This window comes from Nocardioides gansuensis (genome assembly GCF_003076135.1).
GTDB classification, from domain to species: Bacteria; Actinomycetota; Actinomycetes; order Propionibacteriales; family Nocardioidaceae; genus Nocardioides; species Nocardioides gansuensis.
The window spans coordinates 593,998-609,741 of the sequence record NZ_QDGZ01000001.1 but is presented as its reverse complement, the minus strand read 5'-3'; the positions used below and the strand labels follow the sequence as shown (position 1 = coordinate 609,741).

At 72.1% G+C, this 15,744-nt stretch carries 13 protein-coding genes; 8 read left to right on the top strand and 5 right to left on the bottom strand.

Annotated elements, in window-relative coordinates; translation table 11 throughout:
- Positions 1-11: 11 nt before the first annotated feature.
- The 3 genes from DDE18_RS02880 to DDE18_RS02870 are packed head-to-tail and all read right to left on the bottom strand — an operon-like array spanning position 12 to position 3,922.
- Positions 12-2,567, bottom strand: coding sequence for a non-ribosomal peptide synthetase (locus tag DDE18_RS02880; RefSeq protein WP_116570697.1), 2,556 nt, complete (start codon positions 2,565-2,567; stop codon positions 12-14).
- Between the two features lie 50 nt (positions 2,568-2,617).
- Complete coding sequence (locus tag DDE18_RS02875; RefSeq protein ID WP_116570696.1) at positions 2,618-3,019, bottom strand: hypothetical protein; 402 nt, start codon at positions 3,017-3,019, stop codon at positions 2,618-2,620.
- Between the two features lie 27 nt (positions 3,020-3,046).
- Positions 3,047-3,922: a ribonuclease HI family protein gene (locus DDE18_RS02870; protein ID WP_116570695.1), complete on the bottom strand. Its 876-nt coding sequence runs from the start codon at positions 3,920-3,922 to the stop codon at positions 3,047-3,049.
- A 25-nt stretch (positions 3,923-3,947) separates the two neighbouring features.
- Between DDE18_RS02870 and DDE18_RS02865 the strand changes: the two genes are divergently transcribed.
- Positions 3,948-4,697 carry an SDR family oxidoreductase gene (locus DDE18_RS02865; RefSeq protein WP_116570694.1) on the top strand — a complete coding sequence of 250 codons (750 nt, stop codon included), beginning with the start codon at positions 3,948-3,950 and terminating at the stop codon, positions 4,695-4,697.
- A 58-nt stretch (positions 4,698-4,755) separates the two neighbouring features.
- Positions 4,756-5,445, top strand: a complete 690-nt coding sequence (locus DDE18_RS02860; protein ID WP_116570693.1) for an aspartate/glutamate racemase family protein — start codon at positions 4,756-4,758, stop codon at positions 5,443-5,445.
- A 9-nt stretch (positions 5,446-5,454) separates the two neighbouring features.
- Here DDE18_RS02860 and DDE18_RS02855 read toward each other — a convergent pair whose 3' ends face one another.
- Positions 5,455-6,792: a protealysin inhibitor emfourin gene (locus DDE18_RS02855; RefSeq protein WP_116570692.1), complete on the bottom strand. Its 1,338-nt coding sequence runs from the start codon at positions 6,790-6,792 to the stop codon at positions 5,455-5,457.
- Positions 6,793-6,918: 126 nt separating this feature from the next.
- Here DDE18_RS02855 and typA point away from each other — a divergent pair, with 126 nt between their 5' ends.
- The 6 genes from typA to DDE18_RS02825 all read left to right on the top strand — a co-directional run bounded on the left by typA (position 6,919) and on the right by DDE18_RS02825 (position 14,971).
- Positions 6,919-8,808 (top strand): translational GTPase TypA, encoded by a 1,890-nt coding sequence (typA, locus tag DDE18_RS02850; RefSeq protein WP_116570691.1) that lies wholly within the window; start codon positions 6,919-6,921, stop codon positions 8,806-8,808.
- A 389-nt stretch (positions 8,809-9,197) separates the two neighbouring features.
- Entirely contained in the window at positions 9,198-10,538 is a 1,341-nt protein-coding gene (locus tag DDE18_RS02845) for an ABC transporter substrate-binding protein (protein WP_165820995.1), read from the top strand.
- 57 nt (positions 10,539-10,595) lie between these two features.
- Entirely contained in the window at positions 10,596-11,618 is a 1,023-nt protein-coding gene (locus tag DDE18_RS02840; RefSeq protein WP_116570689.1) for a carbohydrate ABC transporter permease, read from the top strand.
- Positions 11,615-12,439 (top strand): carbohydrate ABC transporter permease, encoded by an 825-nt coding sequence (locus DDE18_RS02835; protein WP_116570688.1) that lies wholly within the window; start codon positions 11,615-11,617, stop codon positions 12,437-12,439. Before DDE18_RS02840 ends, DDE18_RS02835 begins: the two co-directional genes overlap by 4 nt.
- Entirely contained in the window at positions 12,436-13,905 is a 1,470-nt protein-coding gene (locus DDE18_RS02830) for a GH1 family beta-glucosidase (RefSeq protein WP_116570687.1), read from the top strand. The genes DDE18_RS02835 and DDE18_RS02830 overlap by 4 nt, the downstream gene beginning before the upstream one ends.
- Before the next feature lie 28 nt (positions 13,906-13,933).
- Positions 13,934-14,971, top strand: coding sequence for a LacI family DNA-binding transcriptional regulator (locus tag DDE18_RS02825; protein WP_116570686.1), 1,038 nt, complete (start codon positions 13,934-13,936; stop codon positions 14,969-14,971).
- Between the two features lie 26 nt (positions 14,972-14,997).
- Here the strand turns inward: DDE18_RS02825 and DDE18_RS02820 are convergent, their stop codons facing one another.
- On the bottom strand, positions 14,998-15,732 hold the full coding sequence (locus tag DDE18_RS02820; protein ID WP_245916405.1) for an SDR family oxidoreductase: 735 nt from the start codon (positions 15,730-15,732) through the stop codon (positions 14,998-15,000).
- Between the last annotated feature and the right edge of the window lie 12 nt (positions 15,733-15,744).

Below are 15,744 nucleotides of genomic sequence, written 5' to 3'. Positions count from 1 at the left end.
GTCCCTCTCGGTCAGGCAGTCGCTCCCCTACCCAACCATCGCCGTGCCCGGCTCATTCCCGCGCCGACCGTCCACCATGCGGCCACGCCCACCGCGAGGGACGCGAGCGTGGCGAGCAGCGGCCAGCGGTCCTCCAGGTGCGGGTAGACCTGCCAGTGCGCGAGGTAGATCCACAGCGAGGCACCGGCGACCGGCCCGACGAGCCGCGCGACGACCGCCGGCACCCGCACGTGGGGCAGCCAGACGAGGAGCAGCAGACCGCCGACGAGGTAGAGGTGGCGGCTGGGCCCGCCGAAGAAGCCCGGCACGATCGCGAGGGAGAGCAGCGTGACCAGCCAGCGCTGGCCGGTCGTGCGCGCCTGCGACATCGCCCAGCCGAGGGTGATCACCCAGAGCACGCCGTAGCCGCGGTGCATGTGGTCACCCGGCAGGCCGAACCAGTCGTAGCGGGTCGGCAGCAGCGCCACCGTCAGGGCGACGGGCAGGCCGAAGGACCAGCGCCGCGACCATCGGTCCACGGCCGGCACCGCGAGCAGCGCCGCCAGCAGCAGGACGTCGAGCACGAGCGCCTCGACGAACCAGTAGCTCCACCGCGGCTCCGACCACGCCCACTCGGTGAACTGGGTCAGCAGCATGGCCTGCCGCCAGCCGATCTGGTCGGAGAAGGCGGCGACGACGCCGATGAAGGCCATGGACGGTACGGCGACGCGCAGGGCCGCCCGCGCCAGCCCGGCGACCCGGGCCGAGCCGGCCTGTGGGGCGAGCTGGAAGCGACCGAGGTTGAAGCCCGCCACGGCGAGCAGCAGGTGCGCGCCGCCGAGCAGGGCGAACAGGTTGGCGTGGGTGCCGACGATGGTGATGATCGCCACCGCGCGCATCAGCACGTTGGTCTCGAGCAGGCGGCCGCGGCGCGGCTCCGGCCGCGGGGTGTCGACGAGGGCCGCCGCGGGCATCGCCGGCCAGCCGGCGGGGAGGTGGCCGAGCAGCCGCTCCAGCTGGATCGACACCTCGACGTATGACAGGGAGTCGCCGCCGAGACCGAGGAACGAGTCGGTGGGGCGGGCCTCGGGCCTGCCGAGGAGCCGGGCGTAGAGCGCGGCGACGTCGGTCGCGCTCACCCGGGCGGAGGCCTCGATACGGCGCTCAGCCCCCGCGCCTACTCGACCAGCGAGCTGACCGAGACCCGCCAGCGCGCGGTAGTCGACCTTGCCGTTGGGAAGCCGCGGCAGGTCGTCGAGCACCTCCACGTGTACGCCGGTCACGGCCAGGCCGCTGGCCCCGGCCGCGTCGGCCGCGATGGAGACCGGGTCGACGGGTCGCGCTCCAGCCACCACGCCGACGACGACCCGGTCGTCGCCGTCGGCGCACGCGACGACGGTGCCGCGGGCGGCGAGGGTGCGCTCGAGGCGGTCCAGGTCGACGCGGAGGCCGCAGACCTTGGCGATCCGGCGGGTGCGCCCGACGACCTCCCAGAGCCCGTCGGGCCGCTGGCGGGCCAGGTCGCCCGTGCGCAGATGGTCGACGGTCGCCCCGAGCGCGAGGTCGGCGGCGAGCTCGGCGTAGCCCAGCATCACGTTGGGCCCGTGGAAGACCAGCTCGCCGACCCCCGGCTCGGCGCCCTCGACGGGAGCGAGCGAGAACGAGGTGCCCGGCAGCGGGAGCCCGATCGACGTCGGCGCCGTCGTGGCGAGGTCGGCGGGGAGGACGGCCATCCGGGCGGTGGCCTCTGTCGCGCCGTACATCACGAACAGGTCGAAGCCTCGGCGCTGGCCGAGCTCGGCGAAGGCCCGCACCCGCGCGGGGGCCATCCGGCCGCCGGCCTGGGTGAGGCAGCGCAGCGAGGGCAGGACCCGGTCGGCGAAGCCGGTGCGCTCGAGCAGCTCGAAGGTGTGCGGCACGCCCGGCAGGGTGGTCACGCCGTGGGTGCGGACGTCGTCCCAGAAGCACTCGTCGACCACGGAGCGCTCGGTCAGCAGGAGGGCCGCGCCGCGCAGCAGGTGGCTGTGCAGCACCGACAGCCCGTAGCAGTAGTGCAGCGGAAGCGTCGTCGCGGCCACGTCGGTGGAGCGGATGCCGAGGGAGTCGGCGATGGCGGCGGCGTTGGCCACGAGGTTGTCGCGCGAGAGACGCACCAGCTTGGGCGAGCCGGTCGACCCGCTCGTGGACAGCAGCAGGGTGAGGTCAGGGTGCAGGGAGTGGGCGGACCCGTCGCGCAGCCAGCGGCGTCCCTCCGGGCCGGCCAGCGCGTCGGGCTGCCACGCCGACTCGAGCGCGGGCGCCGCGGCCTCGTCGGCCAGGAGGACGACCTGGTCGGCAGCCAGCGCGCCGAGGTATTCCACCACCGAGTCGGCGTCGTTGCGGGGCGTGAGCAGGACCAGCCGCCGGGTCCCGGCATACGCCGCCGCCACCGCCGCGACACGGCGAGCGAGACCGGCATAGGAGAGCCCGTCGCCGGCGCCGCGACCCAGCAGCGCCGGCCGGTCGCCGAACGACGCGAGGTGCGCCACGAGGGGCGCCGCCGCGGGGAAGGCCGCCTGGCGGCTCGCCGCGTGCACGGGCACTGTCACCGGCCAAGCGTATGAGGGAAGCCTTACCTATGCCAGTGTGAGGTCTGCCGCTATGCCGCGTGCGCGCCTCGCCGGGAGCGTGGCCGTGGCCGTGGCCGGTCCCGGTCGGCACCCTTGCGCCGCAGGGCCAGCACGACCAGCGCGGCCACGAGGGCGATCACACCCACCAGACCGTCGAAGACGTGGGCGTCTCCGCTCGGCCGGACCACCTCCACGACCGACCAGACCAGCACCGGGAAGGCGACCGCGACCAGCGCCCGCAGGCCGGCGGCGCTGCGGCTGACCAGCCCGGCGCCCACGACCGCCAGGGCGAGCGCGAGGAGGACCAGTCCGAGCCAGTGGAGCACGTCGCCGGCGGAGCGATCGACCTCGGGACCGCCCATCAGCCAGCGCACGGTCCAGAACGCACCGCCAAGGGCGGCTGCGGGCGGAGCGAGGGAACGGGGGGTCATCGGAGTCGAGTGTGGCAGATCGGTCGGTCAGGGCTCCGTGGTGCCCTGGTGGAAGAGCTGCTGCCACCGCTGGCCGGTCCTCACCCACAGCGAGCTGCGCAGGGCCGCGTGGGTGTCGGTGGTGCCGCGCCAGACCAGCAGGATCACCCCGGGAGACACCTCGCTCACCGACACGACGTCGAGGGTGACCTGCGGGATCGGCGCGATCTCGGCGAGGATCTCCTCCCGGGTCCGCAGGCGCCCGGAGCGACCGATCTCCTGCCACTGGGGGTGCAGCAGCGCGGCGACGGCTGCGGGGTCGGAGCGGACCTCGTCGGTGAGCAGGGAGCGCTCGAGCTCGACGACCTGCTCCTCGGCGGAGGGCTCGGCGTCCAGCAGCCCGGAGAAGAGGTCCGGCTCAGGCTCCGGACGCGTGACGGTCATCGGCGCCCGGCGGGCGGGCGCCCCTACGCAGCCCGGGCCGTGGTCGGGCTCTCGGCCGGCCTTGTACGCCGCGGCGGCGGCGTTGGCGAGCCGGTCCGCCGCCTCGTTGAGCTCGTGCCCGGCGTGGCCCTTGACCCACTCGAAGGTCACCCGGCGCCCGGCCATCGCCTCGTCGAGCCCCCGGACCAGCTCGAGGTTCATCACCGGCTGGCCGTCGCCCTTCTTCCAGCCGCGCCGCTTCCAGCCGGCCATCCACTTGGTGACCGTGTTGATCACGTAGGTGGAGTCGCAGTAGACGTGCAGGTCCTCGTCGAGGTGGGAGGTCTGGCGGAGCAGGTCGAGCACGGCCATCAGCTCGCCCATGTTGTTGGTGCCGTGCGCCCAGCCGCCCGACGCCCAGCAGTCGTCGTCGACGTACCACGCCCACCCCGTCGGGCCGGGGTTGCCGAGTGCCGAGCCGTCTGCCGCCGCGATGATCACGGGGCCGATCCTGCATCATGACCGCATGAGCTCGTCCAGCCCCTCCCCACGCACCGCGGTCGTCACCGGGGCGAGCAGCGGCATCGGCGCCGCCACCGCTCGCGCCCTGGCAGCCGAGGGCTTCCACGTCGTCTGCGCCGCGCGGCGTACTGACCGGATCTCCGGCCTCGCCGAGGAGATCGGCGGCACCGCCGTGACCTGCGACGTCACCGACGACGCCTCCGTCGCCGCGCTCGCGGCGACGCTCGACGTCGTGCACGTGCTGGTCAACAACGCCGGCGGCGCCTTCGGGTCCGACCGGATCGAGTCGGCCGACGTGGAGCAGTGGCGGGCGATGTACGACGTCAACGTGCTGGGGCTGATGCGGGTGACCCAGGCCCTCCTGCCGGCGCTGCGCGCGAGCGGGGACAGCCTGATCGTCAACGTCGGCTCGCTCGCCGGGCGCGTGGCCTACGAGAAGGGCGGCGGCTACACCGCGGCCAAGCACGCCACCCGCGTGGTCACCGAGACGCTGCGGCTCGAGCTCAACGGCGAGCCGATCCGGGTCTCCGAGGTGGCGCCCGGGATGGTGCGCACCGAGGAGTTCGCGCTCGTGCGCCTCGGCGACCGGGCGGCGGCCGAGGCGGTGTACGCCGGCGTCCCCGACCCGCTGCGGGCCGAGGACGTGGCCGACGCGATCGCCTGGATCGCGACGCGCCCCTCGCACGTGGACATCGACGAGCTGGTCATCAAGCCGCGGGCCCAGGCCGCCCCGCACAAGATCCACCGGGTCTGACCGTCCGCCGCCGCCCCGGCGCCGCGTCGGGCGCCGCAAGTCGTGCCAGACTTCCCCCGTGCAGACCATCGGACTCGTCGGCGGCATGAGCTGGGAGAGCAGCGCGGTCTACTACCGCGACCTCAACCTCGGGGTGCAGGAGCGGCTGGGCGGCCTGTCGTCGCCCAAGCTGGTGCTGAGCACGGTCGACTTCGCCGAGCTCACCCATCTCGAGGACGACGAGCGATGGGACCAGATCGGCCAGCTGCTGGCCTCCGCCGCGCAGGGCGTGGAGCGGGCCGGCGCCGACTTCCTGATGCTGTGCACCACGACGTTCCACAAGGTGGCCGACGAGGTGCAGGCGGCCGTGGACATCCCGCTGCTCCACCTCGGCGACGTGGTGGCGAAGGCCTGCCTCGACGCCGGTGTCGGCACGGTCGGCCTGGTCGGCACCAAGGTCGCGATGAGCGAGTCGTTCTTCGTCGACCGGCTCGCCGGGTCCGGCGTCTCGGTCATCGTGCCCGACGAGCAGCACCACGAGTGGATCAACAACGCGATCTACGAGGAGCTCGTGCACGGCGTCGTCGTGCCGCGCACCCGCAAGCGCGTCGTCTCGGTCATCGAGGAGCTCTGGGACGCGGGCGCCGGCGGCGCGCTGCTCGGCTGCACCGAGCTCGAGCTGCTCATCAAGCAGGCCGACGTCGAGATCCCCGTCTTCCCCTGCACCACGCTGCACGTCCAGGCCGCCCTCGACCGCGCGCTGGGCTGACGTCCGGCGTCAGGCCAGGTCGTCGGGCCGGGCCAGCACGATCCGGGCCAGCGCAGCCAGGTCGTCGGTGAGCTGCTGCTCGGGCACCTCGACGGGGGGCGCGCCGCACACCTCGAAGCGGTAGACGAACATGTCGGGCATCGGCGGGCCTCCCCGCGCCGAGGCGAGGTCGAGGCGGTCGACGAGGTGGCGTACGTCGGAGGCGCGGGGGTCGTCGGCCTCCAGGTCCACTTCGCCGCTGGCCGTCCGGCCGGCGAAGCCGCCGCTGCGGGTCACCCGGACGACCGAGCCACCGACGGGCGCGCCCGGGCCGGGGCGCCCGGGCTCGGCGCCGACCTCGAGGCCCACGCCGACCTCGGCCCACGCCTGCCGCACGGCGTCCGCGTGCTCCCCGGCGACGGCGACCGTCGCGGCCGCGAAGCCCGCGAAGTCGGTGGTCGGCCGGACGTCGCCCGACCTCAGGGCGGCCAGCCAGATCGGCGCCGCGCCCTCGAGCGTGGTGCCGCCGATCGCGACCGCGGCCAGCTGGAAGGCCTTGTTGGGGATGCCGGAGTTGAGGTGCACCCCGCCGTTGTCCTCGGTCGTCTCGACGTAGTCGTCCAGGTGGCCGACCTGCGGGTCCTTGCCGAGCACGGGGTCGTCGTAGGCGGTGCCCGGCGCAGCCATGTCGCGCAGGGCGCGGGCGCGGACGGTCGGGAGGAAGAGCCCCTCGCCGATCAGCCAGTCGCCCTCCTCCGCGGTCTCGCCGCGCAGGTGCTGCTTGAGGCAGGCCGCGAACACGTCGGACACCGACTCGTTGAGCGCGCCCGACTGGCCGCGGTAGACCAGGCCGGCGGTGTGCTCGGTGACGGCGTGCGCGAACTCGTGCGTCAGCACGTCGACCGGCTTGGTGAAGCGCTCGAAGACCTTGCCGTCGCCGTCACCGAAGACCAGCTGGACCCCGTCCCAGAAGGCGTTGTCGTAGTCCTGGCCGTAGTGGACGGTCAGGCTCACGGGCGCGCCCGCATCGTCGTACGACGCGAGGCCGAGGCCGTCGGCGAACATCCGCAGCGTCGCGGCGATCCCCTCGGCCGCCTCGTCCACGGCGACGTCGCCCGACTCCGACTGCCCCGCCGCGCGGACCGGCCGGCCGGGGAGTCTGGTGGTGTTGTCGGCGGAGTGCACGGTCCAGGCAGCGGTGGGGGGAGCGGCCGGGCCGGTCGGGGTGCGCGCCTCGCGGCGCGCGCGGAACTCCTGGTCGAGGACGAGGGTGTCGCGGCTCCGCTCGGCACCGGGGGCGTCGGTGGAGGCGATGTGGGCGAGCAGGTAGGGCGGCACGAAGGCGCAGGAGGTGTCCCGAGGAGTCATGCCCCGTGTCTACCCGAGACCACCCCCAGCGGCCAGAGCGATTCGGGGGCGAAGCCTCCCCGCACCTAGACTGACGGGCGCCTCCGTGGCGCACCCTCCTCCAGCTGAAAGCGACGTCGTACACCCATGCCTGCACTCCGCTCCGACCTGCGCAACGTCGCGATCGTCGCCCACGTCGACCACGGCAAGACCACCCTCGTCGACGCGATGCTCCACCAGGCCGGCGCCTTCAGCGCCCACCAGGCCGAGGGCGTCGCGGAGCGGGCCATGGACTCCGGCGAGCTCGAGCGCGAGAAGGGCATCACGATCCTCGCGAAGAACACCGCGGTGCACTACGCCGGTCCCGCCGCCGAGGGCAAGCCGATGACGATCAACATCATCGACACCCCCGGCCACGCCGACTTCGGCGGCGAGGTCGAGCGGGGCCTGTCGATGGTCGACGGCATCGTGCTGCTGGTCGACGCCTCGGAGGGCCCGCTCCCCCAGACCCGCTTCGTGCTCCGCAAGGCCCTCAACGCGGACATGCCGGTGATCCTGGTCGTCAACAAGACCGACCGTCCCGACTCCCGCATCGACGAGGTCGTCGACGAGACCTACGAGCTGTTCATGGACCTGCTCGACGAGTCGCACAGCCAGGACGCGCTGGACTTCCCGGTCGTCTACGCCTCGGGCAAGGCCGGGATCGCCAGCACCGAGAAGCCGGAGAACGGCGCCCTCCCGGCCGGCGACAGCCTCGAGCCGCTCTTCAAGACGATCCTCGAGACCATCCCGGCGCCGCAGTACGACCAGGGCGCGCCGCTGCAGGCCCACGTCACCAACCTCGATGCCTCCCCCTTCCTGGGCCGCCTGGCGCTGCTCCGCATCCACCAGGGCTACCTGAAGAAGGGCCAGCAGGTCGCGTGGCTGAAGCGTGACGGCTCCAGGCAGAACGTGAAGATCACCGAGCTCCTCGTCACCGAGGGCCTCGAGCGCAAGCCCGGCGAGCAGGCCGGCCCCGGCGACATCGTCGCCGTCGCGGGCATCCCCGAGATCACCATCGGCGAGACGCTGGCCGACCCCGACAACCCGGTCGCCCTGCCGCTCATCCACGTCGACGAGCCGGCCATCTCGATGACCATCGGCACCAACACCTCGCCGCTGGTCGGCCGGGTCAAGGGCGCCAAGGTCACCGCGCGCCTGGTCAAGGACCGCCTCGACTCCGAGCTGGTCGGCAACGTCTCGCTCCGCGTCCTCCCCACCGAGCGCCCCGACGCCTGGGAGGTGCAGGGCCGCGGCGAGCTCGCCCTGGCGATCCTGGTCGAGCAGATGCGCCGGGAGGGCTACGAGCTGACCGTCGGCAAGCCGCAGGTGGTCACCAAGGAGATCGACGGCAAGCTTCACGAGCCGATGGAGCGGCTGACGATCGACGCGCCGGAGGAATACCTCGGCACCATCACCGAGCTGCTCGCCAGCCGCAAGGGCCGGATGGAGCAGATGACCAACCACGGCACCGGATGGGTGCGGATGGAGTTCATCGTCCCGGCGCGCGGCCTGATCGGCTTCCGCACCGAGTTCCTCACCGACACCCGCGGCACCGGCATCGCCCACCACATCTCGGAGGGCTACGAGCCGTGGGCCGGCGAGATCCGCTCGCGCGCCTCGGGCTCGCTGGTGGCCGACCGCGCGGGTGCCGCCACGGCGTACGCCATGACGTCGCTGCAGGAGCGCGGCGTGCTCTTCGTGGAGCCGACCACCGAGGTCTACGAGGGCATGATCGTCGGGGAGAACTCCCGCGCCGACGACATGGACGTCAACATCACCAAGGAGAAGCAGCAGACCAACATCCGGTCCGCGACCTCCGACAACTTCGAGAAGCTGATCCCGCCGAAGAGGCTGTCGCTGGAGCAGTGCCTGGAGTTCTGCCGCGAGGACGAGTGCGTCGAGGTGACGCCGGAGACCGTGCGCATCCGCAAGGTGATCCTCGACGCCAACGAGCGCGGCAAGATCGCCTCCCGGGCCCGGAAGGGCACCCGCTGACCGACGTCCGCGAGCGGTGAGCGAGAGGCACCAGCTCGGCGGCTGGCCGCCCGGCCACGCCACGCCTGTGGGAGGGGCGCAGAGGTAGGCGTCCCCGCCGCCCCCCACGATCTGGACCGTCGGGGGAGCCGCGCCGGCGCCGGCAACCCGCGACGGCGGCTCCTCCCTGCAGCAGACCTGCGGCGGTCGGCTTGCCATCTCGTGAAAGCGCTCTCACAACCCGGCGGGCACCGATCTTCACCACTCCCGGGGGATTGACGCTCGGATGTGACGCATGTCATGGTGTGCAAGCCGCTGTGATGGAAGCGCTCTCACACCTTGGGGCGCGGCTCGGGACCACGTTGGCGGCGCCAGACCCCACCGTCGCACTCAGGCAGGAGCGTCACACCGTGCGCAACATCGCTACCGGACCTCGTCGCTGGTCCGTCCCACCCGGCACGCGATCGCGTGCCGCCCGCTACCTCGCCGCCGGTGCCGTCGCCACGCTCGTTCTCGGCGTGACCACGGCCTGTGGCAGCGGCGAGGACCCCACCGCGTCCGCCGACCAGCAGGAGCTGGCCGACGGCGAGGCGCTGAGCATCACCACCTTCGGCGAGTTCGGCTACGACGCCCTCATCGAGGAGTGGAACGAGGCCAACCCCGACCTCCAGGTCGAGCAGACGAAGGTCTCCCTCTGGGACGACTGGAAGAACGAGCTCAACACCCTGCTCCAGGCCAACGACGGACTTCCCGACGTGGTGGCCATCGAGGGCGACTTCATGCCGGCGCTCGTGGCCGCGCCCGACCGCTGGGTCGACCTCTCCCAGGACGAGGTCGAGGGCCGCTGGCTCGACTTCAAGGTGGAAGCCGCGACCACGCCCGACGGCGAGCTCCTGGGCTACGCGACCGACGCCGGCCCGGAGGCGATCTGCTATCGCGCCGACCTGTTCAAGAAGGCCGGCCTCCCCACCGACCGGGAGGAGGTGACCGCGCTGATGACCACCTGGGACGACTACTTCGAGCTGGGTGAGCAGTACGTCCAGAAGGTCCCAGGCAGCAAGTGGTACGACGCCAGCGGCTCCATCGCGCAGGCCATGCTCAACCAGGTCGCGTTCCCCTTCGAGCAGGCCGACAACACCGTCGACGTCGAGAACGACGAGCTCAAGCAGGTCTACGAGACCGTCGCGGCCAACACCGACAAGCTGTCCACCAGGGCCGCGCAGTGGAGCGACGACTGGACCGCGGGCTTCAAGAGCGACGGCTTCGCGACCATCCCCTGCCCCGGCTGGATGCGCAGCAACATCAAGGCCAACACCGGTGAGCCGGCGCCCAAGGGCGTCGTCTGGGACATCGCCGACGTCTTCCCCGGGGGCGGGGGCAACTGGGGCGGCTCCTACCTCGCGATCCCGAAGTCGTCGCCGCACCACGCGGAGGCGCTGGAGTTCATCACCTGGATCACCGCGCCGGAGCAGCAGCTCAAGATCTTCGAGTCGCTGGGCAACTTCCCCTCGCAGGTGGAGGCGCTGGAGGACCCCCAGCTGCTGAAGACCAAGGACCCGTACTTCAACAACGCGCCGGCCGGCGAGATCTTCTCCAACCGGGCGGCCGCGATCGAGGTGCAGCCCTACCACGGCCCGCTCTACTCCGACATCCTCGGGAAGTTCCAGGACGCCATCAACCGGGTGGACCAGGGCACCGATCCCGACAAGTCGTGGGAGACGTTCGTGTCCGAGGTCGAGTCGCTCCAGTGACCGACGCCGAGTGACACCGCACCCACCACCACCGCGACAAGGGATCCGACTCCACCCATGAGCACCCAGCACCGCACCGCCGGGGACACCGCCACCGCGGAGTCCCCGGCGGGCGGCGCGCCCGCGCCCCGTCGTACGGACGAGGGGCGCGAGCGCGCCCGGCTCGTACGACGACAGCGCCGCTCCAGGTGGGACCTGAAGCTCTCGCCGTACCTCTACGTCTCGCCCTTCTTCGTGCTCTTCGCACTGGTGGGCCTCTATCCCCTGCTCTACACCGGCTACCTGTCGCTGTTCGACTGGAACCGCGCCTACTACGTGCGTGGCGAGTTCGTCGGGCTCGACAACTACCAGTTCGTGCTGACCGACCCGGTCTTCCAGAAGTCCCTGGTCAACACGTTCTCCATCTTCCTGATGTCGTCCGTGCCGCAGGTGATCCTCGCGGTCACGATCGCGGCGCTGCTCGACAACCACGTGCGCGGCCGGGCGTTCTGGCGGATGAGCGTGCTGCTGCCGTTCGTCGTCGCGCCGACCGCCGTCGCGCTGATCTTCGGCAGCCTGTTCGCCGACCAGTACGGCGTCGTCAACGGGTTCCTGAAGGAGCTCGGGCTCGAGCCGATCCGCTGGCACGTCGACCGGTGGTGGAGCCACTTCGCGATCTCCGGCATGGTCAACTGGCGCTGGACCGGCTACAACGCGCTGATCTTCCTGGCCGCGATGCAGGCGGTGCCGCGGGACCTCTACGAGGCGGCAGCGATCGACGGCGCCGGCCGGGTTCGGCAGTTCCTCTCGGTGACGCTGCCGATGATCCGGCCCACGATGATCTTCGTCATCATCACCAGCACCATCGGCGGGCTGCAGATCTTCACCGAGCCACGCCTGTTCGACGACACACCGAACCGCGAGGGCGGGCCCGACCACCAGTACATGACCTCGACGCTCTACATCTACGTCAAGGGCATCGAGGACCAGTTCTACGGGCGTGCGTCCGCGGCGGCCTGGGTGCTGTTCCTCGTCATCGTCGCGATCGCGGTGCTCAACTACCTGGTCACCCGCTACGCCACCCTCAGGAGCAGCCGATGAACCGCCGGCCGGGGTTCCTCGTCTACGGGCTGCTCGCCGCCTTCGTCATCGGCTCCGCGCTGCCCCTCTACTGGTCGTTCGTGATCGGGTCGCAGACCAAGGAGCGTGCCGACGACTTCCCGCCGCCGATCGTCCCCGGCGGCCACTTCCTCGAGAACGCCCGCCAGGTCCTCGACACCGTCGACTTCTGGCAGGCGCTGCTCAACAGCCTGCTGGTGTCGACCGCGTGCGCGGTGTCGGTGGTGTTCTTCTCCACGCTGGCCGGCTACTCCTTCGCCAAGCTGCGGTTCCGCGGCAGCGACGCGCTGATGGGCTTCGTGGTGATGACCATGGCGGTGCCGACGCAGCTGGCGATCGTGCCGCTGTTCATCCTGATGCGCGACTACAACCTGCTCGACACGCTCACAGCCGTCGCGCTGCCGAGCCTGGTCACCGCGTTCGGCGTGTTCTTCATGCGACAGTTCCTCACCGACGCCGTACCCGACGAGCTGATCGAGGCCGCGCGCATGGACGGCTGCACCATGCTGCGAACCTTCTGGACCGTCGCCGTCCCGGCGGCGCGGCCGGCGATGGCGATCCTGTTCCTCTTCACCTTCATGCAGGTCTGGACCGACTACATGTGGCCGCTCGTCGCGCTGCAGAAGACCGAGACCCTGCAGATCGCGCTGGACCGGCTGGCACTCACCGGACAGGGCCAGACCACCGACTACGCGCTCGTCCTCGCGGGCACCGGGATGGCCACCATCCCGCTGCTGCTTCTGTTCGTCCTCGCCGGCCGACAGCTGGTCGCCGGCATCATGCAAGGAGCTGTCAAGGGATGACCTCCCCCGTCACCACCACCGCCCCGACCTCCTCGCCGTCCGAGGACCACACGTTCCCGTCCGGCTTCCTGTGGGGCGCCTCCACCGCGGCGTACCAGATAGAGGGGGCGACCGACGAGGACGGGCGTACGCCGTCGATCTGGGACACCTTCTCCCGCGTGCCGGGCGCCGTCGTCAACGGCGACACCGGCGACGTCGCGTGCGACCACTACCACCGGATGCCCGAGGACGTCGCGCTGATGAAGTCGCTGCACCTCAACGCCTACCGGTTCTCCGTGGCCTGGCCACGGGTCCGGCCCGACGCCGGCTCGCTGAACCCGAAGGGCATCGACTTCTACAAGCGCCTGGTCGACGAGCTGCTGGCGCACGAGATCACGCCCTGGCTGACGCTCTACCACTGGGACCTGCCCCAGGTGCTCGAGGACGCGGGCGGCTGGACCAGCCGCGACACCGCCTACCGGTTCGCCGACTACGCGCTGTCGCTGCACGACGAGCTCGGGGACCGCGTGCCGTTCTGGACGACGATGAACGAGCCGTGGTGCTCGGCCTTCCTCGGCTACACGGGCGGCCAGCACGCGCCCGGGCGGCAGGAAGGCGTTGCCGGCCTGGTGGCCGCTCACCACCTGATGCTGGGCCACGGCCTGGTGGTCGACGAGCTGCGCCGCCGGGGCACGACCGCCGACCTCGGCATCACGCTCAACTTCACGGTGGTCGACCCGATCGACCCCGACGACGAGCGGGACCGCGACGCGGCCCGGCGCATCGACGGGCTGTTCAACCGGGTCTTCCTCGAGCCCATCTTCAGGGGCCACTACGCCGACGACCTGCTCGCCGACACCGGGCACCTCACGTGGCGGGGCCGGCCATGGCAGGAGGTCGTGCAGGACGGCGACCTGGACCTGATCAGCACCCCGCTGGACGTCCTGGGCGTGAACTACTACCACCCCGACGCGGTCTCCGGGCACCCGCACGACGACGTGCTGGGCAGTGCGATCGAGCACGCACCACGGCCGGTCCGGACCCCCTTCGTCGGGTGCGAGGACGTCACCATGCCGCGGCGTGGCCTCCCGGTCACCGCCATGGACTGGGAGGTCCAGCCCGAGGCGCTGACCCGGCTCCTCGTCCGGCTGCACACCGACTACGGCGTCCCGCCGATGTACATCACGGAGAACGGCGCGGCCTACGACGACACGGTCGGCGACGACGGACGGGTGCACGACCCCGACCGGGTGGACTACTACGACGGCCACCTCCGGGCGGCGCACGCCGCGATGGAGGCCGGCGTGGACATGCGCGGCTACTTCGCGTGGTCGCTGATGGACAACTTCGAGTGGGCCTACGGCTACTCCAAGCGCTTCGGCCTCGTGCACGTCGACTACGAGACGCAGGCGCGCACCCCGAAGACGAGCGCCCTCTTCCTCGCCGACGTGGCCAGCACCGGTCGTCTCGGCCCGGTCGGGCCCTGAGCCGGGGAGTGTCGATAGCGTGGCTCGGGTGACGTCCCCAGGTGCCGGGCCGGGACCCGGCAGCTCGCCGACCCTCGACGAGGTCGCCCGGCTCGCGGGCGTGTCCCGAGCCACCGCGTCACGTGCCATCAACGGCGGCAACCGGGTCAGCCCGGGCGCCCAGGCGGCGGTCGACGCCGCTGTGCGCACGCTGGGCTACACCCCCAACCCGGCCGCCCGCAGCCTGGTGACGCGGCGTACCGACTCGGTCGCGCTGGTCGTGCCCGAGCCGGACGAGCGGGTGTTCTCCGACCCGTTCTTCGCCCGCACGCTGCACGGCGTCTCCCGGGTGCTGGCCGAGCGCGACCTGCAGCTCGTGCTGCTGTTCGCCCGGCCGGGCGAGGAGGAGCAGCGGATGCTGCGCTACCTGCGCAACCGGCACGTCGACGGCGCCCTCGTGGTCTCCCACCACCGCAGCGACAGCCTCGCCGACCACCTTGCCGCGCTCGCCCTGCCGTGCGCCTTCGTCGGACGGCCGTGGACGAGCGCGGACAAGGTGGCCTACGTCGACACCGACAACGTCGAGGGCGGCCGCCAGGCGACCCAGGTGCTCATCGACCGTGGCTGTCGCCGCATCGTGCACCTCGCCGGTCCGCAGGACATGACCGCAGGCGTGGACCGGATGGCGGGCTGGCACGCCGCGATGCAGGCCGCCGGCCTGCCTGTCGACGCGGTCGAGCACGGCGACTTCACCGAGCCCGGGGGCACGGAAGCCGCGGCCGAGCTGCTCCGGCGGCACCCCGACCTGGACGGGATGGTCGTCGCGTCCGACCTGATGGCCGCCGGAGCGCTGAAGGCGCTGGCCTCGGCAGGGCGGCGCGTGCCCGACGACGTAGCGGTGATCGGGTACGACGACTTCGGCGTGTCCGAGCGCACCGACCCCCCTCTGACGACGATCCGCCAGCCGATCTCCGAGATGGCCGGGCAGGCGACCCGGCTGCTCATCGAGCAGATCGAGGACGGGCACAGCGGCAGCCCCGTGCGGATGATCTTCCCGCCCGCTCTCGTGCGGCGAGAGAGCACCTAGACCCCGACGTGACGCCGGCTGCGGAGTCAGCCCCGGCCCAGGAACGGCATGCCGGTCGCGGTGACGGTCAACGACGGGACGCTCACGTCGAGCGGGAGCCGGGCGATGCGGACGACGGCGTCGGCGACGTGCCGTGGGTCGAAGGTCGGCTCCGGGTGCACCGAGCCGTCGGCCTGACGGGCTCCGACGGCGAAGCCGGCGGTCATCTCGGTGGCGGCGTTGCCGATGTCGATCTGGCCGACCGCGATGTCGTGGCGGCGGCCGTCGAGAGCGAGGGAGCGGGTGAGCCCGGTCATCCCGTGCTTGGCTGCGGTGTAGGCGACGGACCCGGGTCGGGGCACCTGGGCGGAGATCGAGCCGTTGTTGATGATGCGGCCGCCGCGGGGGTCCTGTCGCTTCATCACCGCGAACGCCTCGCGGGCGCAGAGGAAGGCCGCGACCAGGTTGACGCCGATCACCTCGCGGAAGTCGTCGGGCTCGATCTCGTCCGGCTCGCCGGCGGGGCCGAAGGTGCCGGCGTTGTTGACCAGCACGTCGACCCGGCCCCAGGCGGCCGTCGTGGCGTCGAAGGCGTCGGCCACCGCGGCCTCGTCGGTGACGTCGGTCGGCAGCACCTGGGTCGTGTCGGGCGCGCCGGAGCTCGCGGTCTCCTCCAGCGGTGCGCGCCGCCGGCCGAGGAGCGCCACGCGGAACCCGTCGTCGAGCAAAGCCCCGGCGATGGCCCGGCCCAGGCCCGACCCGGCGCCCGTGACCACCGCCACGGGACCCAGCGG